Origin of the sequence: Pseudomonas sp. WS 5532 (assembly GCF_012985445.1) — a bacterium.
In the GTDB taxonomy this organism is placed as follows: domain Bacteria; phylum Pseudomonadota; class Gammaproteobacteria; order Pseudomonadales; family Pseudomonadaceae; genus Aquipseudomonas; species Aquipseudomonas edaphica.
Genome location: NZ_JAAQWK010000001.1, coordinates 683,806 through 705,760 on the forward strand (window position 1 = coordinate 683,806; position 21,955 = coordinate 705,760).

Here is a 21,955-nt window from a genome sequence, read left to right on the forward strand (position 1 = left end):
GGCGATAAAAAAGCGCCCACCGCAAACCGGTGGGCGCCGGGGTGTTATTTACCGCTGTAGAGGTTCAGGTCGCCGAAGTGTTTCTTCTGGATGGTGGCGTAGGTGCCATCATCGTGTAACGCTTTGATACCTTTATCGAGCAAGGCCTTGAGGTCTTTGTTACCTTTTTTGATACCGACCGCAGTTTTGGATGGCAGCAGTGGGTCATCGATGGCCTTGCTGACTTCGTAGTCAGCGCCGGCTGGCGACTTCAAAAAGCCCAGTTCGGCTTGCAGCATGTCCTGTACGGAAGCATCCAGGCGGCCTGAGGTCAGGTCGGCGTAGACCTGGTCCTGGTTGGCGTAGGCCTTGGTGGTCACACCGGCTTTGTCCAGCACGGCCTTGGCGTAGGCTTCCTGGATGGTGCCTTGCTCGTAGCCCACGGATTTGCCCTTGAGGGACTCAGGCGTGGAGAAGTTCGCGCCCTTTTTGAACACCAGGGACGTCGGGCCGGAGAACAGCTCGCTGGAGAAATCGATCGCCTTTTCACGGGCTTCGGTCACGGTCATCGAGGAAATCACACCGTCGAACTTGTTGGCGTTGAGGCCTGGAATCATGCCGTCGAAGTCGCTTTCAACCCACTTGCACTTCACTTTCAGCTCGGCACAGATCGCATTGCCCAGGTCGATATCGAAGCCTACGAGGCTGCCGTCGGCGGCCTTGGACTCGAATGGCGCGTAGGAAGGATCGACACCAAAACGCAATTCCTTGTATTCCTTGGCCAGCGCGGTACCAGCAGCCATGCACAGAGCCAGTGCAGAAAGGGTCAGCAATGCTTTTTTCATTATGTAATCCCTGGAAACCAAGATAAGCGCTTGTGGCGCGGTTAGGACTGTTACTGAACGGTGTCAGACGGATCACAAGTAGCAATTTCTGCACCATAGTTCCGAATGAGTGTTTTAAAAGGTGGGATAAGGGAGATGTGAGTGTAGGAGATGCCCGAAAATGGGCATGGAAAATTCAGCGCACCATTTTGAAGCAAATGAAATTCAAAATGTGGGAGCGGGCTTGCCCGCGATAGCGGTGTGTCTGCCCAATCTCTCTAAGCTGACCCACCGCCATCGCGGGCAAGCCCGGCTCCCACAGGGTTTTGCAGTGTTTGGGGGGAAGGGGTCAGGTCAACAAATCCTGCAACGTGCCGAGGTTGTCGGCTTCTTCCACTGTCTTATCCTGCCGCCACCGCAACATCCTGGGAAACCGTACGGCAATCCCGCTCTTGTGGCGTTTGGACAAGGCAATCCCCTCAAACCCCAGCTCAAACACCATGCTCGGCGTTACGCTGCTGACCGGGCCGAATTTTTCCACCGTGGTCTTGCGCACGATGGCGTCGACCTTGCGCATTTCTTCGTCAGTCAGCCCTGAATAAGCCTTGGCGAATGGCACCAGCGTGCGTTCAGTGCCGGGCGGGCCGTCCCACACTGCAAAGGTGTAGTCGCTGTACAGACTGGCGCGGCGGCCATGGCCGCGCTGGGCGTAAATCAGTACGGCATCGACACTGAACGGGTCGACTTTCCACTTCCACCACACGCCCATGTCCTTGGTGCGGCCCACGCCGTACAGGCCATCGCGGGCTTTTAGCATCATGCCTTCCACGCCGAGGCGGCGAGAGTCTTCGCGTTGCTCCGCCAGGTCCTTCCAGCTCTTGCCCGTCAGCAAGGGAGATGGCAACAGCACGGGCTGGTTGCACTGCGCGATCACTTGCTCAAGCTGGACGCGGCGCTCGGCCTGGGTGTGGTTGCGCCAATCGTCGTCCTGATGCTCCAGCAGGTCATAGGCCAGGACCGCGACGGGCGCATCCTCCAGGACCTTTTTGCTCAAGGTTTTGCGGCCGATGCGCTGTTGCAACAGCGCGAAGGGTTGCACCGCGTCTTTCCACACGACAATTTCGCCATCGATCACCGTGCCATCCGGCAGGCCGCTGACCAAACTGTGCAGTTCGGGGAAGCGCTCGGTGACCAACTCTTCACCGCGCGACCAGACCCACAGGCGACCGTCGCGCTTGACCAGTTGCGCGCGAATGCCGTCCCACTTCCATTCCACCTGCCAGTCGGCGGGTGCGCCGAGCAAGGCGTCGAACTGCTCCACCGGTTGCGCCAGCCCATGGGCCAGAAAAAACGGATACGGCTGACCGCCGCGTTGCGCATGCTCGTCGGACGATTCGGCGGCGATCAGCTTGAGGTAGCCTTCGGCCGTAGGCCGGTTGGACAAATCGGTGTAGCCCACCAAGCGTTGTGCCACACGTTTGCTGTCCAGGTCGGCCATGGCGGCGAGGGCGCGGGTGACCAGCAGTTTGGACACGCCGACACGAAAACTGCCGGTGATCAATTTGATGCACACCATCAGGCTCGGCTGATCGAGCTGCGCCCATAACGCCGGCAGGCGTTCGGCCAATTCCAGCGGCGGCAGGCCACGCAGGGGCAGCAGCTTTTCCTCCAGCCACACTGCAAGCCCGTCTTCCGAGGTATAGGAGGATTCGGGCAACAACAGGGAAATGGTCTCGGCCAGGTCGCCTACCGACTGGTAACTTTCTTCGAATAACCAAGGTTCTATGCCCGATGCTGCGGTGGCCATGTCGCGCAGCAGACGGGTCGGCACCAATTGCCGGGGCCGCCCGCCGGAGAGGAAGTACACCGCCCAGGCCGCATCTTCGGGTGGCGCCTGGCGGAAGTAGGCTTGCAGCGCGGCCAGCTTGGCGTTGCTGGAGGTGGTGGCGTCGAGGTTGGCGTACAGCTCGGCGAAGGCTTTCATGCCGTGGCCTCTTCTTCGTCATCGCCGTATTCGGTGGTGAACCCTTGGGCGTCCAGGCCCTTTTCGCGCAGATGACGCACCAAAACGCCTACGGAACCATGGGTGACCATCACCCGTTCGGCGCCGGTCTGTGCGATGGCCCACAGCAGTCCGGGCCAATCGGCGTGGTCCGAGAGCACAAAGCCTCGGTCCACACCGCGCCGCCGTCGCGTGCCACGCAGGCGCATCCAGCCGCTGGCGAAGGCGTCGCTGTAGTCGCCGAAGCGCTTGATCCAACTGCTGCCACCGGCGGACGGCGGCGCAATGATCAGTGCCTGACGCAGCAATGGGTCAGTCTTTTTGAAGTCCCCGGCATATAAGGTTTCGGGGATATAGATGCCGGCCTCGCGGTACACGCGGTTCAGCGGTTCCACCGCGCCATGGCTGAGAATCGGGCCGATGCTGGCGTCGATGCCATGCAGGATGCGCTGGGCTTTGCCAAAGGAATAACAGAACAACACGCTGGCTTTGCCGACCGCGATATTGGCCTGCCACCAATCATTGATGCCGGCAAAAATCTGCGCCTGGGGTTGCCAGCGGTAAATCGGCAGGCCGAAGGTGGATTCAGTAATAAAGGTGTGGCAACGCACTGGCTCAAAGGGCGCACAGGTGCCATCGGGTTCGACTTTGTAGTCGCCGGAGGCTACCCAGACTTCGCCCTGGTATTCCAGGCGCACCTGCGCGGAACCGAGCACATGCCCGGCGGGATGGAAACTCAGGGTGACGCCGTGGTGGATGAGTTTTTCGCCGTAGGCCAGGGTTTGCAGGTTGATGTCCTGGCCCAGTCGCGAACGCAGGATGCCTTCGCCGGGAGCGGCGGCCAGGTAATGCTGGTTGCCGGTGCGGGCGTGGTCCCCATGGGCGTGGGTGATGACGGCGCGGTCCACCGGGCGCCATGGGTCGATGTAGAAATCTCCCGCAGTACAATAGAGGCCTTCGGGGCGGGCGATGACAAGGTCCATGGGCGTGCCGGGGCAGTGGGCTTATCAGGTATGAGGGGAGCGAGACTTGAGAAGTTCTATCTAAATGCAGGCGATCAAATGTGGGAGCTGGCTTGCCTGCGATTGCGGTGTGTCAGTCGATTAATTAGTGACTGACACACCGCAATCGCAGGCAAGCCAGCTCCCACATTTTGATGGCGTGACGCGGAGCGTCACAGGATGCATTCCCACGCAGAGCGTGGGAACGATCACCGGGTTACTTGCCGGGTGTGAGGGTCAAGCGGGTTTTCCCGTACACCTTGTCAAAGTTCTGCGGCTGCATAGGGAAGCTCAGGTATTGCGCCTTGAGCGACGCATCGATGCCGTTCGCATAACTCGGGCTGGCCGGGTTGCCGGATTGGCCGATGCCACCTTGACCCATCATCGGTTCGATTTGGCTGAAGTCGACGATCATGCGCAGCGCCGGCACTTGGGTGGTGACAAAATCCTGCCCCCAGCTGTACGGCGCCGGGTTCAGGGTGTTGTGGTCGCCGCCACTGGCAAACGGCCCGCGGATCACCTGGCCATTGGTGTTTTTCCAGGTGGTGGTGTGCAGTTTGCCCCACTGCCAGGCCTTGTGATCACCACCCAATTGGCTGTCGCCAGCGGTGATGGCGGCGGCAAGGCTGCGGGCGAGGATCGCCGGTTTGTCTTCTTTTTGCGCGGTGCGCACGTCGTCCCAGAAGGGGCTGTCTTCGCGGCCCAGCAGGTGGTCGGCGTTGGCGGAATAGGACAGGTTGGCGTTGCTGACAAAGGCTTTCCAGCTGGCGCTGGTTTCCGGGCCGAGTTCGTCGAGGAAGATCTGCTTGGTGCTTTCCTGCAGGAACAACTCATAGATCGCCGCGTCTGCGGAGGTCGGTGCCAGGCGGCCATCAAACGCCATCAAGCGACTGAGCGCTTCGCGTGCCTTCACAGCTTCGGTTGCCGGCAGCGCATCGATTGCCTGTTTCAGTGGCTGGGCCATACCCGGCGCCTGGAACATGGTCTTGAGCTTGGCGGCAAACGTGGTGGTCTGGTCGTACTGCATGGCGATCATGCTGCGGCTGTCATGCTTGCCGGCGTTGGCCAGTTGTGCCAGGCGCTCGCTGCGCTCCGGGGCGTCCCAGGAATTGGACAACTGCATGCCATAACCGCGTGGCGCGGTGCGCTGGTTGGCCGTGCCGATCCAGCCTTGGGCCGGGTCCTGATCGTAAGGGTGCAGCATCGCGTCGGCGTAGCCGTCCCAGTCAAAGCGCGCGTCCCAGCCCGGCGAGGGCAGCAGGCCTTCGCCTTCGCGACGGTTGGGGAAGCGGCCAGTGACTTGCCAGCCAATGCTGCTCGCGTCGGCAAAGATCATGTTGAGGGCGATGGCGCGGATTTCCCGGGTTGCGTCCGAGGCCTTGCCGGCGCTTTGGGCGCGGGACAGGTCGAAGAATGCGTCCAGGCTCTTGTCGTCCTTGAGGTCGGCGGTTTGCAGGGCCAGGCCGAATCCGGTGGTGAGTGCCTGGCTGCTGTTGAGCAGGGCGCCGTGGCGGGTTTCGTACACCACTTCGCGAATCGGCCGCTGGCCGTTGGCGAAGTAGGTTTCGTTGCGCACGACGGCCGGTAGCCATTTGCCGTTGTTCTCGTAGTACAACGCGCTGCCTTGGCGTTTGACCTTCTCCAGGAACAGGTCCTGGGTGTCGCCTTTTACCGCGCTCATGCTCCACGCCACTTTGCCGTTGAAGCCGGACAGCAGGGTCGGCAAACCGGCAATCGAGACGCCGACCGCCTGGTATTTCGGGGCACGGATCTGCACGTAGTTCCATGGCGACGGTGCTTGTGGCTGGGCTGCCAGGTCGTTGGCCAACAGGCTTTTGCCACTGCGGCTGCGTTGCGGGCCGATGGCCCAGTTGTTAGAGGTGGTGACGGCCAGTGCGTTGAGGCTGTTCAACTGCTGGCCGATGCTTTCGAGCCCCGCAAGGCCGGTGATCTGGCTGAGGTTCACGCCCTTGAGCTTGTCGGCTTCGTCCATCGGGATCGGCTCGTCCGGCGCACTCGGCGTCAGCCAGGCGAGCTTGTCGGCCCCGACTTTCTGCGCCAGCACCAGCGACGAGAGTTCTTCCTGCAGGTTGCTCGACTCGCTGAAGTTCAGCAGGCAGAACAGCAGCGCCGAATCTTCCGGCTTCCAGTACTCGGGCTTGAAGCCGGTCTGGGCCAGGTCCGGCGGCAGCTTGTCGCGGTAGCGGAACAGGTAGGCGTTGACGCCACGGGCATACACTTCAAAGAAGCGCTTGAGGCGCGGCGACGAAGCGTTATACAGCTCGCCGGCGCTTTTTTTCAGGTTGACCGCGCGCATGAAACGGTCGACATCCAGCACTTGCGGGCCGGACATCTCCGCCAGGCGGCCCTGGGCCAACAGGCGCAAAGTGACCATCTGCGTGATGCGGTCGCTGGCGTGTACATAACCGAGGCTGAACAGCGCGTCATGGAAGGTGTTGCTTTCGATCAACGGCATGCCCTGGGCATTGCGGCGCACCGACACATTCTGTGCCAGGCCTTTGATCGGTTGCACACCGGCCACCGGCGGCAGGGTGTCCTGGGTGCTCTGGAGCTGGCAACCGGCCAGGCTTAAAGCACTGGCCACTGCCGCGGCAACGCCGAACCGGGGGATAAAGTGTGAGAGGGCTGGCGAGGCCATGGCAAAGCTCCTGCGGGGGGTAGCGTCATTAAAGGCGCTACGTTAGTGAGCGCGGCGAAACGACGCAAGCAGGAGTTTGGGTTAAGCGTGAGATCTTGAGACCGGTAGAGAACAATGTGGGAGCTGGCTTGCCTGCGATGCTGACGCCTCGGTGTGTCAGTTACACCGAGGTGATGCTATCGCAGGCAAGCCAGCTCCCACATAGATCAGGATTTTGGCGGATTCACTTTCTGCACCAGTTCATACGCCCGCACCGTCGCCGGCCGTTCCTTGATGCTGTTGAACCAGCGCTGCACGTGCGGGAAGTCCTCCAGACGCTGGCTCTGCCACTTGTGGGAAACGATCCACGGGTAGATCGCCATGTCGGCGATGCTGTAGTCCTCACCCGCCACGAACGCGCGGTCCGCCAGGCGTCGGTCCAACACGCCGTACAGGCGCGCGGTTTCGTCCACATAGCGCTTGATCGCGTAAGGAATCTTTTCCGGTGCGAATTGGCTGAAGTGATGATTCTGACCCGCCATCGGCCCCAGCCCGCCCATTTGCCAGAACAGCCATTGCAGCGCTTCCTGGCGGCCGCGCAGGTCTTTTGGAATGAATTGGCCGGTTTTTTCCGCGAGGTACAGCAAGATCGCGCCGGATTCGAACAGCGAAATCGGCGCGCCGCCGTCGGTCGGGCTGTGATCGACGATGGCCGGGATGCGGTTGTTGGGAGCGATCTTCAGGAAGTCCGGCTTGAACTGCTCGCCCTGGCCAATGTTGATCGGGTGCACCGTGTAGGGCAGGCCGGCTTCTTCCAGGAACAGCGATACTTTGTGACCGTTGGGGGTGGTCCAGTAGTACAGGTCGATCATGAAGCTCTCCAAATGAGCGAATGCCTGTCTCTATAGGTGATGATCAAGGGGCAATAATTCAATCAAACATTTGCGTCTAACCTTAGAAGCCAATCACACCGCCCCATCGACCAACACCTGCAATGACTGCTGCGAGCACCGCTCAATGCGCACCTGTACGCCATAGACCTCGGCAAACAACGCCGGGTCGAGCACCTCATCCGCCACGCCGCTGGCGTACAACCTGCCCTGGCGCAGCACGGCAATATGGTCGGCGAAGCGTGCAGCCAGGTTGATATCGTGCAGCACCACCACGGCGATCAAATTGTGTTCGCGCACCAGCGTGCGCACGCAGCCCATGACTTTTAATTGGTAATTAAGGTCGAGCGCGCTGGTGGGTTCGTCGAGCAGCATCACTTGCGGGCGACGCGCAATCAGCTGGGCGAGGCCGACCAATTGGCGCTGGCCGCCGGACAACGTGCTCAGCAGCTGATCGGCCAAATGCGCGATGCCGATACGCTGCAACGCTTCGAAGGCTTCGCCCAGGCAGGCCTCGCTGGACAGCGCAATGCCGTCCACATTGGCCACACGTAACGCGGCGATCACGCTTTCCATCACGCTGAGGCTCAGGCCCGGCGGCAGGTTTTGCGGCATGTACGTCACGCGGCGCGCACGCTCGGCCACCGACATGGCTGACAGGTCGAGGTCACCCAGCCTGACCACGCCTTGCATCTTTTCCAGCCCGGCAATGGCCCGCAGCAGCGTGGATTTACCCGCGCCATTAGGGCCGATCAAGGCGGTGAGGCTGCCGTGGGGCAGGGTCGGCAAGCTCAGCTCATGCACAATCTGCCGACGCCCGTAGCTGACCGTGGCGTTGTGTACCGATAACCCCGCACTCATAACTGCCTCCCGCGCTTGAACACCAACACCACAAAAATCGGTACGCCCACCAAGGCGGTGACAATGCCCACCGGCACAATCACGCCGGGCATGATCAGTTTGCTGGCAATCGACGACAGCGCCAGCAGCAAGGCGCCGGTCAACGCACTGGCGGGCAGGAGGAAACGCTGGTCTTCACCCACGAGAATCCGCGCGATATGCGGCCCCACCAGGCCGATAAAACCGATGGTGCCTACAAACGCCACGGCGGTGGCCGACAGCAGGCTGATGCGAAGCAACGAGAAAAACCGCAGGCGCTTCACGTCCACGCCAAAGCTTTGTGCGCGGTCTTCGCCCATGCGCAGCAGGGTCAGGCGCGGCGCGGCGGCGAAGGAAAACGGCAGCACCACGGCAACCACAAAGGCGAGGATGCCGAGCTTGTCCCAGTTGGCGCGGGTCACGCTGCCCAAGGTCCAGAACACCAATTGTTGCAGCACGTCTTCGGTGGCCACCAGTTGCAGCAAAGCCACCACGGCGTTGCAACTGAACACCAGTGCGATGCCGAACAGCACCAGGCTTTCCACGCCCGCACCGCGCAGGCGTGACATGGCTTGCAGCAAAAACACCGAGGCGGCGGCAAAGATAAACGCCGAGATGGAAATCGCGGTGTTGGCCGACACCCACAGCGTGGTCACCGGAAACACGATGACCAGCGAGGCGCCCAAGGCCGCCGCCGACGACACGCCCAACGTAAACGGGCTGGCCAGCGGGTTATTGAGGATCGCCTGCATCTCGGCCCCGGCCAGAGACAGCGCGCAACCCACCAGCACCGCCATCAGCGCGTAGGGCAGGCGCACGTTCCAGATGATCACCTGGTCGGTGGCGCTCAGGTGCGACGGATGCAGGATGCCGTCGAGCAACGCCAGCAGGCCCATGCCCGACGGGCCGCTGGCCAGGTCCACCAGAATGGCGCAGACCAGCGCGATGCCGAGCAGCGCCAGCAGCCAGGCACGCCGGGCCAGCAAACGGCGATAGCCATGAGTGGCGCTGGCAAGGTCGAGGGTTTGAGTGGTCATGGGGCTCACACAATGTTGAAAACAACGAAAATCCACATGTGGGAGCTGGCTTGCCTGCGATAGCGGTGTGCCAGTCGATTAATTCAGTGACTGACACACCGCTATCGCAGGCAAGCCAGCTCCCACACTGACTGCATTCCTGCATTCCTGCATTCCTGCATTCCTGCATTCCTGCATTTGTGCATGGCGCTAGGGGTTACTTGGTTTTGGCGTCAATCCAGTAAGCACCCTGCAGCGGCATCCCCAAAAACTGCTGGTTGATCTGTTCCATAGTCGCTTGCGGGTCGAGCTTGGCGAACAGTTCCGGGTGTACCCATTTGGCCAATACTTCAATCGCCAGCAGGTTGTACGGCGAGTTGTAGAAATCGTGCCACAGGCCGTGGGCATTGCCCTCGCGGATGGCACGGAGGCTGGCGAACTCCGGCCGCGCCAATACCCGATCAAACGCCTCACGGGCTTCATCGGTGCTCACGCCAGCGCCGAGAATCAGCCCAGGCTTGTGGTTGCCGGTGGCCACGTACACATCCGGGTCGGCCTTGAGCGCGTATTCAACGCTGATATCCCCCAGCGCACCCGGCACCACCTCGGCGGCGATATTGCGCCCGCCGACCAGCTTGATCACTTCACCCATGCCGCTTTTGCCGGTGGTGTGCCCCGGTGCCTGCCAGGCACCGGCGAGCAATTCGAGGAACACACTCGGGCGCGGGCCGGCGGCAGGCAAGGTGGCAACGGCGTCGGTGATGGCCTTGATGTGCTGGTCATAGAAACCCAGAAACGCCTTGGCCTGGGCTTCACGGCCCAAGGCCTGGCCCAGCGCGTTCATGCTGGTGTGGGTGCCTTGCACCGGGTTGATGCGAAAGTCGACGAACAACACCGGGATGCCGGCTTTGGCCAGCACGTCTGCCACCGCGCTGTGTTCGGTCGGGCCGTGGCCGGAAATGCTGAACACCGCCAGGTCCGGTTTCAGCGAGAGAATCTCCTCAGCACTGACACTCTGCTCCGACGCTTGCCCGATCAACGGGATGTCTTTGACCGTAGGAAACTTCGCCACATAGGCGTTGTAAGTGTGCTGGTCCAGCAGCTTCAAATCGTTCTGCCAGCCGACGATGCGCTGGAACGGCGCGTCCTTGTCGAGCAAGGCAAACGCCGAAATCAAGCGGCCTTCGCCCAGCACCACACGTTTGACGTGGTCTTTGACCTCGACCTTGCGGCCCAACGCGTCGGTGACTTCATGGGCAGCGGCAGTTTCGGCGTGGCCGAGGACCAGCGCGGCGCACAGCACGCCGAGCTTAAGCACGTTACGAGGTTTGAACATGGAAAGGACTCCGGGTGAGGGGCAATCAGAATTCATAATCGACACTGGCGGTGAGCGTGCGAGCGGCACCTGGGATGCCGTAGAGCTGGAAGCCGTCGAGGGACGCGCCGACCTGGCTGTAATAGAACGTGTTGAACACATTGTTGAGGTTAAGGTTGACCGTGGTGTCCTTGTTCACCTTGTATTGCGCCGCCAGGTTGCTCAGCCAGTAACCCGGGGCTTTTTCGTGGTCGCGGGTGTAGATCGCATACACGCCGGACGGGCCGTTGGCGTAGCTGCTGTTGTTGTTCAAACCGCCGACATCCTTGTTGTCGCTGTAGCGGCGACGGCCCACGTATTGCTCGCCGTAGCTGAGGCTCAGGGCGTCGGTGACGGCGTAGGTGGTCCATAGGTTGGCGGTCAGGTCGGGGACGTTCTTGGCTTCCGCGCCTTTATTGATACCTTTGGTCTGCGTGCTTTTGAGCGCCGAGAAGCCGGTGTAGACGGTCCAGCGCGGGGTGATGTTGCCTTGCAGGCCGAGTTCGATGCCGTCCACACGCTTGGCGGGCAGGGCGCGCACCGGGGCGGATTCGCCGTCCTGGTATTCCCAGGCGTTGTCCAATTCGGTGCGGAAGATCGCCGCCGTGACATTGAGCATGTCGTGGGCAATGTCCCACTTGGTGCCGATCTCGTAGGTTTTCGACTTGGCCGGGCTGTAGTTGCTGGTGGTGGACGCGCCGTAGATCTGGTTGTTGGTGGACGCGCCCAGCGCCGACGGTTGCGCCGCCTCGCTGTAGGACACGTAGATGCTGCCGTTCGGCAATGGCTTGTACACCGCGCCGACGCGACCGCTCACTGCGCCGTCGGTGCTGCTGATGTCGGCCTGGCCGCGCTGGCTGGTTTGCGCGCGCCAGTTGTCGTAGCGCAGCGAGCCGAGCACTTGCCATTGCTCGTTGAGGGTGACGGTGTCGCCCGCGTAGACACCGGCGTTATCGATCACCGAGCGCGGGTCGCCTTCGCCTTTGGTCACGTAGGTGCTGGCGAAGCTGTGGCTGGGGTCGTTCATGTTGAAGAACAGATCGCCGGCCGGCACTTCGGCGTTGCGTTTCAGGCCGCCGTAGGTCTCGTGATAGAACTCCAGGCCGCTGACCACGGCGTGCTGCAGGCTGCCGGTGTTGAACGTGAAGCTGAAGTCGGTCTGGTTATCCAGGATGGTGTAGCGCTTGGACAGGCCAAAATCGCCGCCCCGCAGGATGCCGTGGCCGGTGTTGCTGTTGTTCACGTAGTCGGTGTAGGCATTCACCGTGCTGCCGGGCACTTGGCTGATAGGCCCTACGCCGGTGTAGCCCAAGGTCGCACAGCGGGCGCCGGTGCAGGTTTTTTTACCGCTGGCATCGGCGACGAAGAAGCGTGCCGGCGACAGCACGGCGAAGTTGTCGCTGCGTTCCCAGCGCGTCTGGTTGCGCAGGTGGGCGTCGTGCCAGTCAAAGTCATGCTCGAAGCGGGCGGTCAGCGAGGTGGTTTCGTTCTCCTGGGTATAAAGGCTGGAGTCGCCGTACCAGTCGGAGCGTTTGACGCCGGGCATGCGGTGGCCGTCGGTGCCACGCTGGATCGGCACGCCTCCGTCCGGCGTATTGGTGTCTTTCTGGTAAAAGGTGTCGACGAAAAAGCGCGTGTCGGTGCCCAGGCCGAAGCCGAATGAGGTGGCGATGCCCCAGCGGTCGTAGTCCACGTCGTCGCGGTCGGCCACTTGGTTGTAGTGCTTCATCAGGTTGATGCGCACGGCGGTGGTGTCGTTCAGCTGTTTATTGAGGTCGGCGGTGAGGCGACGGTAGCTGTCGGTGCCGATCCCGGCGGACACCTTGTTGGCATCGCCCAGGTGCGCTTCTTTGCTCACCAGGTTGACGCTGCCGCCCACGGCGGAAACGCCGGACTCGATCGAACCCGTGCCCTTGAACACTTCGGCCTGTTGCAGGTTGAAAGTGTCGGTGCGTGTGGACATGCCCGCGTCGCGCACGCCGTCGACGGTCAGGCTTTGCTCGGAGGAAAACCCACGGATCGAAAACAGATCGCCCCAGCCCAAGTTGCCTTCGCCGGACATGAAGGTGATGCCGGGCACGTTGCGCAACACTTCCTGCAAGGTCTGCGCGTTCTGCTCCTTGAGCACCTGCTGCGGCACGATGGTCACGCTTTGCGGGGCGTCGAGCAGTGGCTGGCTGATTTTGGCGGAGGTCACGCGGTCGACTTTGAAGGTGGAGGTGGCTTCCTGGCCGTCGACCTTGATTTGCGGCAGGCTTACCACCGAATCATTCGGCGTGGCGGCCGGCGCATGGGCCCAGGCGGTCGGCGCAACACTGCCGGCGGCGAGGAAACCGAACATCGGTGCCAGGGTTGTGTGCAGCGTGTGACGTTGGGGCGTGGGCAATGACATAGGTGATGATCCGAGTCTAAATTACAATTACTCTCATTTAGGTTCGGTAGTCTAAAGAGCGATTCCGCCTGCCATGCCCTGGCTTTGTATCGCTGATGCGTGATTATGGTTTCCCACAACATTCCATTACATTTGCGTGTATCGCTGGATGAACTTTCGGCTATCTCCTGCGTTTTGAGTTTTCGGATTGACTGCCCATGGCCAAGCTTGACCACCTGCTGATCGTTGATGATGACCCGCAAATCCGTCAGTTGCTTTGCGACTACTTGAGTGACGCGGGGTTTCAGGTGTCCACCGCCGCCGACGGCAAGGAAATGCGCCGCCGCCTGGCGCTGAATGTGATCGACCTGATCGTGCTTGACCTGATGCTGCCTGGCGAAGACGGCTTGAGCCTGTGCCGCGAACTGCGCGTCAGTTCCAACACGCCGGTGGTGATGCTCACCGCCAAAGGCTCGTTGATCGACCGCATCGTCGGCCTGGAAATCGGCGCCGACGACTACCTGCCCAAGCCGTTCGACCCGCGTGAGTTGCTGGTGCGAATCAAGGTGGTGTTGCGCCGGGTGCAGAGCTTTCCCGATCGAGCACGCCTGGATGAAGCACCGAGTATTCGTTTTGCCGGCTGGCAACTCGACACACGGGCGCGGCAATTGCTCACGCCCGAGGGCGTGGTGGTGAGCCTGGGCAACTCGGATTACCGTGTGCTGCGCCTGCTGTTGCAGCACCCCAACCGGCCGTTGAGTCGCGACTTTTTGCTCAACCATGTCTTCGACAAGGACAGCACGCCGTTCGACCGCTCCATCGACGTGTGTGTCAGCCGCCTGCGCTCGCAGCTGCCGGTGGGGCTGATCAAAACCGTGCGCAATGAGGGTTACATGCTGACCGCCGATGATGTGGTGCTGGAGTCGTGAGACTGCTGCCGCGTTCGCTGTTCGGGCGGCTGGTGCTGATTCTGGTCAGCGGCATGCTCGCGGCCCAGGCGCTGACCAGCAGCATCTGGTACGACCGTCGGCATGGCCAGGTGCTGGAGATTCCTGCGCGGTTGATCGCCACACGCCTGGCAGACGTGGTGCGCCTGGTACACAGCGACCCGCAGCAGGCCGACCAGTTGATCAAACTGCTCAATACGCCGCATTTTCAGCTGACCTTAAGCGATCAGGCCAGCAACACGCCGAGCACGTTGACCGACAGTGACCGGCCCACCGAGCGGCTGATCAAGCAGGTGCTGACGGAGAAAACCGGTTCTGCCCAGACCCTGATGTTGCTGCGCCTGTCTCTGGTTGATGGCGAAGGGCAAGGCGCCGGGCTCTCGACCCTGCTCAGTTCCAAGCCGGTCATCGGGCAGTTCCTGATCGACCTGCGCCTGCCCGATGGGCGCTGGTTGCAGGTGGACGCCAGTGAGGAGCAGGGCTGGACCAGCACGTCGCCGCTGGACTTGCTGTTCGACTACGTGATGCGCATCTATTTGCTGCGCGTGCTGGTGCTGGTGATCATCGCGTTGGTGGCGGTGCGCCTGGCCATCCGCCCGCTCAATGCCTTGGCCAAGGCCGCCGAAGCCCTGGGCCGGGATATCCAGCGCCCGCCGTTAGCGTTGGACGGCCCCACCGAAGTGCGCCGCGCCGCCCAGGCGTTTAATGCGATGCAGCAACGGTTGATAGCCAATATTGCCGAGCGCACGCGCTTTCTGGCGGCGATTTCCCACGACCTGCGCTCGCCGATCACACGCCTGCGCCTGCGCACCGAGATGCTCGAAGACACGCGCACCAAGGAGCGGTTTCGCAGTGACCTGGAAGAAATGGAACACATGGTCTCCAGCACCCTGGATTTTGTCAGCAGCGGCGAAATCAACGAGACGCGGCAGAACATCGACATCAATGCCTTGCTGCAAAGCCTGCAGGCCGACCTTGAAGACGTGGGCGAAAGCGTGACCATTGTCGGTCGCGCCCGGCAACCGCTGCCGGGCTATGCACGCAGCCTCAAGCGTTGCGTGCAGAACCTGCTGGAAAATGCGGTGCGTTATGGCCGAGAGGTGGTGGTGCGGGTTGAGGATCAGGTGGACAGTTTGAAAATCGTCATCAGTGACCGTGGCCCAGGGATTCCCCAGGAGCAACTGGAGCAGGTGATGGAACCGTTTTACCGCATCGAAGGCTCACGCAATGCCGATACGGGCGGTTACGGGTTGGGGCTGAGCATTGCGCACACGATTGCGCGGGCGCATGAGGGCCGGTTGAGTTTGAGTAATCGGGAAGGCGGGGGGGTGGAGGTGGTGTTGCAGTTCCAGAGAAAGCTCTGATCTGAAATACGGAGCAAATGTGGGAGCTGGCTTGCCTGCGATGGCGGTGGGTCAGCTGACACATTGTTAACTGTCAGACCGCTATCGCAGGCAAGCCAGCTCCCACACTGACTGCATTCAGGGCATCAGGCCCCGTGGCACTTCTTGAATTTCTTCTCACTGCCGCACGGGCACGGATCGTTGCGACCCACGTCCTTCAACGCGTTGCGCACCGGCTCCTGGTGAGCGTGGCCGCAGTTCGGGCCGTGGACATGGCCGTGGTCGTGATCATGGCCGTGATCATGCTGATCGTGATCGTGGTTGCAGTCAGGACCATGGACATGGGGTTGCTGAGTCATCGATGTCGCTCCGGAATAAAATCACCGGGGATTATCTCGCCATTGTGGGCGACCTGCACGTCATTACCGATGAATAATCCGGTTTTCAGCTCGCCTTCCAGGCGATAGGGCACGGGTTTGGTCGGGTTTTTGAGCATTTGCACCACATCGCGGATCTTCGGCCAGAGGTTGGTGCGCACCTTCACCCGAAAAAAACCATGACTGCGCGGCGGTATGGTCAGCCATTCGTTGGACTCGCCTTCGGTCAAGACAAAACCGCCCAGGCTGACCTTATAGATCAGGCCGCGCACCGTGAGGTCGGCGTCGTCGCGGTTATCCACGCGAAACCACAGTTTGAATTTCTGCTCCAGCAGCTTGGCCCGTACCACCTCGACTTTCACCAGGGCGACGTGGGGCGTAGGCGCATCGTCTTCAAACCACGACGCGCAGCCGCTGAGACTCAAGGTCAACGCCAGCATCAAGCTGTACATCCGAAGCATGGCGTTTTCCCTGTGGGTGATTAGAGGTAGCTGGAACAGCACTTCTTGAATTTTTGGCCACTGCCGCACAAACATACATCATTGCGCCCGGCCTTGAACTCAACCGTCGGATCGATGAAGTACCAGCGCCCGTCATTCTGTACGAAAGACGACTGCTCACGGTGGCTGTGTTCGCCGGTGCTGTCATGCCAGCGTGCGGTAAAGGTCACGAATGCATGTTCCGGCTGGCCGCCGAACACTTCCGAACTTTCCACCTCCAGGCCCAGCCAGGTGCTCTGCGCGCTCCAGGCGCTGATCGCGATGCGGTCCAGGCCGGCTTGCTGCGCGGGCAAGGTTGTGGCCACCAGGTAGTCCACCAGGCCCAGCACATAGGCGCTGTAGCGCGAGCGCATCAGCGCGGTGGCGCACGGCGCCGGGTGGCCGGCGTGATAGTGGCCGCAGCAGGCATCCAACAGGTTGCCGCTGCCGCAGGGGCAAATGGATGTACTCATCGGGTTACCACCAATACTTTCCAAAATTTTCCGGGTTGGCCCAGAAACGGGCGTTGAGCCAGTCGGGCACCTGTTTGTAGTCAAGCAGATCATAGGTAAACAGTGTCAGTACCTGCTCGTCGCGCTGGAAACGCTCGCCGGCTTGCAGGGCCAGGGAGAAGAAGTCGGTGTCTTTCCAGCCGCAGGCGCCCAGGTCCACCAGCACCGCAATGCGGCTGCTATTAAGGTTGCGAATGCCGCCGAGCAAGGTCAGGCCTTGCGGTTTTGACAGGTGCTCCAGGCAGTCGACCACCAGCGCCAGGTCAAAACGCTGCGCCGCCAGTTCTGCCGGCAACGGCCCGGGCGGGGCGATGGCCACGATGGTGTCCGGGTGCTCGGCCTGGAACGCCTCCAGCGCCGGAAACTGGCTGGCGCCCAACAACAACAGGCGTTTGGGCTGGTGCAAGTCGAGCAAAGCGGCCAGGGCTTGCTGGGGTGTACGGGAAGAAATACCAGCGGTCATCACAGATCCTCACATCAGAACCCTAGAGACTAGCGCGGCTGAGCGTGCGGGCCTAGAGCGGGCGGCAGCGAAAAGTCCTACAAATGCGGCGATCCTCAATGAAACCGGGGGTGTGGCGTACTGGCGCAGATGAAAAGAGCGGTCTTTACTCCACCTGTCGGCCCCCGCCGATCCCCTCAGGAGAAATCACATGAGCATCATGCGGACAGCTCTACCCTTGGTTCTGCTAACCGGAGTATTGACAGGTTGCGCAGGGTTGCAAAAAACCGATTGGCCCACCTGTGCAGCAGTCGGTGGTGTGACGGGCGCTGCCATTGGCGCCACTGAAAGTTCAGCCTATGCGGGCGCAGGCGCGCTGTTGATCGGCGGCATGGCCGGCGCCTATTGCTGGGTGCATGGCGATGGCGACGAAGATGGTGACGGTGTGCCGGACAGCCGCGACAAGTGCCCTGGCACGCCAAAAGGCGTGCAGGTCGATGCCAATGGTTGCCCACCCGCACCGCCGGCCGCCGTGGTTGAGGAAGTGGTGGTGGTCAAGGAAGAAACCATCGTGATTCGCGATGTGCACTTCCAGTTCGATTCGGCCAAGTTGACGGCAGCGGACAAAACCAAGCTCGACATCATTGCCACTCGCCTGAAAAAAGAAGCCCCAGGCGCGCAACTGCGGGTCAGTGGGCATACCGACAGCGTCGGTAAAGATGCCTACAACCAGAAACTCTCGGAAAAACGCGCTCATTCGGTGACGGATTACCTGGTCAGCTCCGGTGTGCCTCGCAGCAACTTTGTCTCGGTGACCGGTGCTGGCGAAAGCCACCCAGTGGCCGACAACAAAACCGCTGAAGGGCGTGCGTTGAACCGTCGCGTGGAAATCCAGATCAACCGCTGACAGCCCTTGCCCCTGCGGGCACCGCAGGGGCATTGCCGGCGAGCCCTGGCAAGTTTTTTCATCCTTCACTGGCAAATCGCCTGCAGAAGTCGGTACTGTGCGCCCAAAGAATAATAGGCAGGGGCATGCGGGATGAAGGTGTTTTGGGGGCTGGGAACGTTTCTGACGTTGTTGTTCTGGGTAGTGGTGCTGGTCAACCTGTTCCGGCCGCTGACGAATCCGTTTCACCTGTTGGTCAGCCTGGCCGGCAGTCTGTTGATGCTTACCCACCTGCTTGAATTGCTGTTGTTCAACAGCAGCTTGAAACACCGTGCCCACCCTTGGCGTGACCGCTTGCAGATTCTGCTGGTGGGGATGTTCCATGTGCGGGGCCTGTCGGCGCCTGCTGCGGTTAATGAAACGAAGGAGGAGGCCAATCATGCGTAAGGTTTTTCTGTTGGCCCTGTTGGTCAGCCCCATTGCTATGGCGCAGAGCGTCAGTGTTGAAACCAACTCGCTGATGCGCCTGCCCAGCAGCACCAGCGTGTTACAACTGGAGCGCCTGGATGTGGCGGACTACGGCACGTTGCTGGTGCCGGCGACCATCAGCCAAGTGACCGTGGATGAGTTGCACCTGGGTCGCGAGGCGCGTATCACCATCGCCCCCGGCAATACCGCGCTGCAATTGCAGGTGCGTAATGCGCAACTGGAACATGGCAGCCAGATCACGTCGCGCGGCGCCCCCGGTACCCACGAAAAGCCGGCCAAGGCCGGGCGTGACCTGGTGCTGCGCATTAACGCGCTGACCGCCGAAGAGCTGTCGGTGGACGCGCGTGGCGGCGCCGGTGCCCAAGGTTATGCCGGCCTCGATGGCGCCAACGGTGTGGACCCAGGCTGCACCTGGGGTTCCGCCGGGCGTGGTGCCAATGGCGATAACGGCGGCGACGGCCTGCCGGGCGCGTCGGGGGCGACTGTGCGGGTTGAGCTGCCACAGAGCTTCCCGGCAGAGCAGATCAAAGTGTGGGTCGACGGCGGGCCGGGTGGTTTGGCCGGTACGGCGGGCAAGCCGGGCAAAGGCGGGCAGTCCAAGGGCTGCCTGGTGTACCGCGCCGATGGCGGCGATAAAGGCCGGCCAGGGCTGGAAGGCCAGCCGGGGCCGGCTGGGCCTGCGGGTGCTGTGACCATTCAGCGGTTGTGAGTCGTTTGGGCTGACGCCATCGCGGGCAAGCCCGGCTCCCACAGGTTGGAATGCGTTCCAAATGTGGGAGCCGGGCTTGCCCGCGATGAGGCCCTGAAAGACAACCTCAGAACATCGGCCGCGCCGAAGCAATCGCCACCACCACCAACCCCACTATTAAATTAATCCCTACCAATTTGCGGATCTGCCCCAGCGCAGCCGCGCCCGCCGGCCAATCCTCAGCCGCCACCGCTGTGCGCAGTTCCGGGAACTTCAGTGCCTGGATGCGGATAAACAGCGCCGTCATCACCAGATACAGACCCATCATCACCTGCACATAGCGCGGCGCAGTCTCAAAACCACTGAAGCGCAGTTGCAACAGGCCGATGCCGCTGATCGGCAAAATCAGCACCGCGACCCAGACCCACACAAAAAAACGCTGAAACACATTTGCCCACAGCTTGAGCCGGGCAGGGCCTTCAAGTGCCGCCATGGCGGCGGGACGCAGGATCATCCAGGCGAAAAACATACCGCCGACCCAAACCAGGGCGGCCAATACATGCAGGGTGTAAGCGAGGCTAAACGCGGTCATTGTGGTACTCCGTTCTGCGCGGGATTAATTAGCGGGGTATGATAGCGGCCGATCCGAACCACTGAAAATTTATCCAGCGTTTTTTGCGCCCGACTATCCATGATCAGCACTGAACTCAAAACCACGATCCAGGGCGCCTATTCGCGTTTTCTCGAAGCCAAGAGCTTGAAACCGCGCTACGGCCAACGCCTGATGATCGCCGAAGTGGCCAAGGTCCTCGGGGATATCGACACCGACGACGAAGGGCGGCGCAGTGGCGACCCTGCGATTGTGGCTGTCGAGGCCGGCACCGGCACCGGCAAGACCGTGGCCTACAGCCTGGCCGCGATCCCTACCGCCAAGGCTGCCGGCAAGCGCCTGGTGATCGCCACCGCCACTGTCGCCCTGCAAGAGCAGATCGTCTACAAAGACCTGCCCGACCTGATGCGCAACAGCGGTCTGAACTTCACTTTCGCCCTGGCCAAGGGGCGTGGGCGCTACATGTGCCTGTCCAAGCTCGACGTGTTGCTGCAGGAAGGCCATGCGCAAACCGCCACTGCCTCCTTGTTCGAAGAAGAAGGCTTCAAGATCGAGGTGGATGAAGTCAGCCAGAAGCTGTTTACCAGCATGATCGAGAAGCTGGCCGGCAATAAATGGGACGGCGACCGCGACAGCTGGCCCACCGCTCTTGAAGATTCGGACTGGGCACGCCTGACCACCGACCACAGCCAGTGCACCAACCGCCATTGCCCCAACTTCGGCCAGTGCGCCTTTTACAAGGCCCGCGAAGGCATGGGCAAGGTCGACGTGATCGTCACCAACCACGACATGGTACTGGCCGACCTGGCCCTGGGCGGCGGCGCGGTGTTGCCGGACCCGCGCGACACCCTCTACGTATTCGACGAAGGCCACCACCTGCCGGACAAGGCAATTGGCCACTTCGCCCATTACACGCGCCTGCGTTCCACGGCCGACTGGCTGGAAACCACTGCCAAGAACCTCACCAAACTGCTGGCCCAGCATCCGCTGCCCGGCGATTTGGGCAAGTTGATCGAGCAAGTGCCGGAGCTGGCGCGGGAGATCAAGACTCAGCAGCAGTTCATGTTCAGCGCCTGTGAACAGGTCGCCGACTTCAAGCCCGGCGAAGACGTGGAGGGCCGTGAGCGGCCGCGCCACCGCTTTGTCGGCGGGCTGATCCCCGAGCATATGCGCGAAATGGGTATTGAGCTGAAGAAGGGCTTTTCACGCCTCACCGACCTGTTCACGCGCCTCACCGACTTGCTCAAGGAAGGCATGGATGGCGAGGTCAATATCGGCATCGCCAGCAACCAGGCCGAGGAGTGGTACCCACTGTTCGGCAGCCTGTTGTCACGCTCCCAGGGCAACTGGGAGCTGTGGACCGCCTTCACCGTCGAAGACCCGGAAGACAACCCGCCGATGGCGCGTTGGCTGACCCTGTCGGAAAGCGGTGCGCTGTTCGATATCGAGGTTAACGCCAGCCCCATCCTCGCCGCCGAAATGCTGCGTCGCAACCTGTGGAACTTGGCTTATGGCTGCCTGGTGACCTCGGCCACGCTGACGGCCCTGGGCACTTTCGACCGTTTCCGCATGCGCGCCGGGCTGCCGAAAAAAGCAGTGACGGCCGTGGTGCCGAGCCCGTTCCACCATGCCGATGCTGGCGTGCTGCGCGTACCGGACCTCAAGGCCGACCCACGGGATGCGGCCGCGCACACGGCGGCGATCATCCGCGACTTGCCGGAGCTGGTCGAAGGTTCGCGCGGCACACTGGTACTGTTTTCGTCACGTAAACAGATGCAGGACGTGTTTGACGGCCTCGACCGTGACTGGCGCAAACAGGTGTTTATCCAGGGCAACCTGTCCAAGCAGGAAACCCTCAACAAACACAAGGCGCGGGTTGATGGCGGCGATTCCAGCGTGCTGTTCGGCCTGGCCAGTTTTGCCGAAGGCGTGGACTTGCCCGGCGCCTATTGCGAGCACGTGGTGATTGCCAAGATCCCGTTCTCGGTACCGGATGACCCGGTCGAGGCAGCCTTGGCCGAGTGGATCGAGGCGCGGGGCGGTAACCCGTTCATGGAAATCTCGGTGCCGGATGCGTCCTTGAAGCTGGTCCAGGCCTGCGGTCGCTTGCTGCGTACCGAGGAAGACCGGGGCACCATCACCTTGCTCGACCGCCGCTTGGTCACGCAGCGCTATGGCAAAGCTATCCTTAATGCCTTGCCGCCGTTCAGGCGCGAAATTTCTTAAGC

20 protein-coding genes are annotated in these 21,955 nt (G+C 61.6%); 6 read left to right on the forward strand and 14 right to left on the reverse strand.

Annotated features, from left to right (window positions below):
- Nucleotides 1-44 precede the first annotated feature (44 nt).
- From HBO23_RS03225 to HBO23_RS03265, 9 genes are all read right to left on the reverse strand, one after another.
- The gene (locus HBO23_RS03225) at nt 45-824 is read right to left on the reverse strand and encodes a transporter substrate-binding domain-containing protein (RefSeq protein ID WP_017137173.1); all 780 of its coding nucleotides are present in this window, start codon (nt 822-824) and stop codon (nt 45-47) included.
- Between the two features lie 328 nt (nt 825-1,152).
- Nucleotides 1,153-2,787, reverse strand: coding sequence for an ATP-dependent DNA ligase (locus tag HBO23_RS03230; protein WP_170036470.1), 1,635 nt, complete (start codon nt 2,785-2,787; stop codon nt 1,153-1,155).
- Nucleotides 2,784-3,788 carry a ligase-associated DNA damage response exonuclease gene (locus HBO23_RS03235; RefSeq protein WP_017137175.1) on the reverse strand — a complete coding sequence of 335 codons (1,005 nt, stop codon included), beginning with the start codon at nt 3,786-3,788 and terminating at the stop codon, nt 2,784-2,786. Before HBO23_RS03235 ends, HBO23_RS03230 begins: the two co-directional genes overlap by 4 nt.
- Before the next feature lie 235 nt (nt 3,789-4,023).
- Nucleotides 4,024-6,465, reverse strand: a complete 2,442-nt coding sequence (locus tag HBO23_RS03240) for a penicillin acylase family protein (RefSeq protein WP_170036472.1) — start codon at nt 6,463-6,465, stop codon at nt 4,024-4,026.
- A gap of 206 nt (nt 6,466-6,671) precedes the next feature.
- The gene (locus HBO23_RS03245) at nt 6,672-7,316 is read right to left on the reverse strand and encodes a glutathione binding-like protein (RefSeq protein ID WP_170036474.1); all 645 of its coding nucleotides are present in this window, start codon (nt 7,314-7,316) and stop codon (nt 6,672-6,674) included.
- Between the two features lie 93 nt (nt 7,317-7,409).
- A complete protein-coding gene (locus tag HBO23_RS03250; RefSeq protein WP_170036476.1) occupies nt 7,410-8,195 on the reverse strand; it encodes an ABC transporter ATP-binding protein in 786 nt (261 codons plus the stop codon).
- Nucleotides 8,192-9,250 (reverse strand): iron ABC transporter permease, encoded by a 1,059-nt coding sequence (locus HBO23_RS03255; protein WP_017137179.1) that lies wholly within the window; start codon nt 9,248-9,250, stop codon nt 8,192-8,194. The genes HBO23_RS03250 and HBO23_RS03255 overlap by 4 nt, the downstream gene beginning before the upstream one ends.
- Before the next feature lie 196 nt (nt 9,251-9,446).
- Nucleotides 9,447-10,565 (reverse strand): ABC transporter substrate-binding protein, encoded by a 1,119-nt coding sequence (locus tag HBO23_RS03260; protein ID WP_170036478.1) that lies wholly within the window; start codon nt 10,563-10,565, stop codon nt 9,447-9,449.
- Nucleotides 10,566-10,590: 25 nt separating this feature from the next.
- Nucleotides 10,591-12,975, reverse strand: coding sequence for a TonB-dependent siderophore receptor (locus HBO23_RS03265; protein ID WP_170036480.1), 2,385 nt, complete (start codon nt 12,973-12,975; stop codon nt 10,591-10,593).
- 197 nt (nt 12,976-13,172) lie between these two features.
- On the opposite strand from HBO23_RS03265, the gene HBO23_RS03270 reads away from it, so the two are divergent.
- Nucleotides 13,173-13,883, forward strand: a complete 711-nt coding sequence (locus HBO23_RS03270; RefSeq protein WP_017137182.1) for a response regulator — start codon at nt 13,173-13,175, stop codon at nt 13,881-13,883.
- A complete protein-coding gene (locus HBO23_RS03275) occupies nt 13,880-15,265 on the forward strand; it encodes an ATP-binding protein (protein ID WP_170036482.1) in 1,386 nt (461 codons plus the stop codon). Before HBO23_RS03270 ends, HBO23_RS03275 begins: the two co-directional genes overlap by 4 nt.
- A gap of 125 nt (nt 15,266-15,390) precedes the next feature.
- On the opposite strand, the gene HBO23_RS03280 is transcribed toward HBO23_RS03275, so the two are convergent.
- From HBO23_RS03280 to HBO23_RS03295, 4 genes are read right to left on the reverse strand one after another with little or no spacing between them, the layout of a single operon-like run.
- Nucleotides 15,391-15,603 (reverse strand): SEC-C metal-binding domain-containing protein, encoded by a 213-nt coding sequence (locus HBO23_RS03280; RefSeq protein WP_017137184.1) that lies wholly within the window; start codon nt 15,601-15,603, stop codon nt 15,391-15,393.
- Complete coding sequence (locus tag HBO23_RS03285) at nt 15,600-16,082, reverse strand: LEA type 2 family protein (protein WP_017137185.1); 483 nt, start codon at nt 16,080-16,082, stop codon at nt 15,600-15,602. Before HBO23_RS03285 ends, HBO23_RS03280 begins: the two co-directional genes overlap by 4 nt.
- A gap of 20 nt (nt 16,083-16,102) precedes the next feature.
- Entirely contained in the window at nt 16,103-16,573 is a 471-nt protein-coding gene (locus tag HBO23_RS03290) for a YchJ family protein (protein WP_017137186.1), read from the reverse strand.
- 4 nt (nt 16,574-16,577) lie between these two features.
- A complete protein-coding gene (locus HBO23_RS03295) occupies nt 16,578-17,075 on the reverse strand; it encodes a DUF6231 family protein (RefSeq protein WP_017137187.1) in 498 nt (165 codons plus the stop codon).
- Between the two features lie 190 nt (nt 17,076-17,265).
- On the opposite strand from HBO23_RS03295, the gene HBO23_RS03300 reads away from it, so the two are divergent.
- The 3 genes from HBO23_RS03300 (at nt 17,266) to HBO23_RS03310 (ending at nt 19,138) form a co-directional block, all read left to right on the forward strand.
- The gene (locus tag HBO23_RS03300; RefSeq protein WP_017137188.1) at nt 17,266-17,961 is read left to right on the forward strand and encodes an OmpA family protein; all 696 of its coding nucleotides are present in this window, start codon (nt 17,266-17,268) and stop codon (nt 17,959-17,961) included.
- Nucleotides 17,962-18,093: 132 nt separating this feature from the next.
- Complete coding sequence (locus HBO23_RS03305) at nt 18,094-18,387, forward strand: DUF1145 domain-containing protein (RefSeq protein WP_170036484.1); 294 nt, start codon at nt 18,094-18,096, stop codon at nt 18,385-18,387.
- A complete protein-coding gene (locus HBO23_RS03310; protein ID WP_138453675.1) occupies nt 18,380-19,138 on the forward strand; it encodes a collagen-like protein in 759 nt (252 codons plus the stop codon). Before HBO23_RS03305 ends, HBO23_RS03310 begins: the two co-directional genes overlap by 8 nt.
- Before the next feature lie 106 nt (nt 19,139-19,244).
- Here the strand turns inward: HBO23_RS03310 and HBO23_RS03315 are convergent, their stop codons facing one another.
- Nucleotides 19,245-19,709 carry a CopD family protein gene (locus HBO23_RS03315; RefSeq protein ID WP_017137191.1) on the reverse strand — a complete coding sequence of 155 codons (465 nt, stop codon included), beginning with the start codon at nt 19,707-19,709 and terminating at the stop codon, nt 19,245-19,247.
- A gap of 99 nt (nt 19,710-19,808) precedes the next feature.
- On the opposite strand from HBO23_RS03315, the gene dinG reads away from it, so the two are divergent.
- The gene (gene dinG / locus HBO23_RS03320) at nt 19,809-21,953 is read left to right on the forward strand and encodes an ATP-dependent DNA helicase DinG (RefSeq protein WP_170036486.1); all 2,145 of its coding nucleotides are present in this window, start codon (nt 19,809-19,811) and stop codon (nt 21,951-21,953) included.
- Nucleotides 21,954-21,955 lie beyond the last annotated feature (2 nt).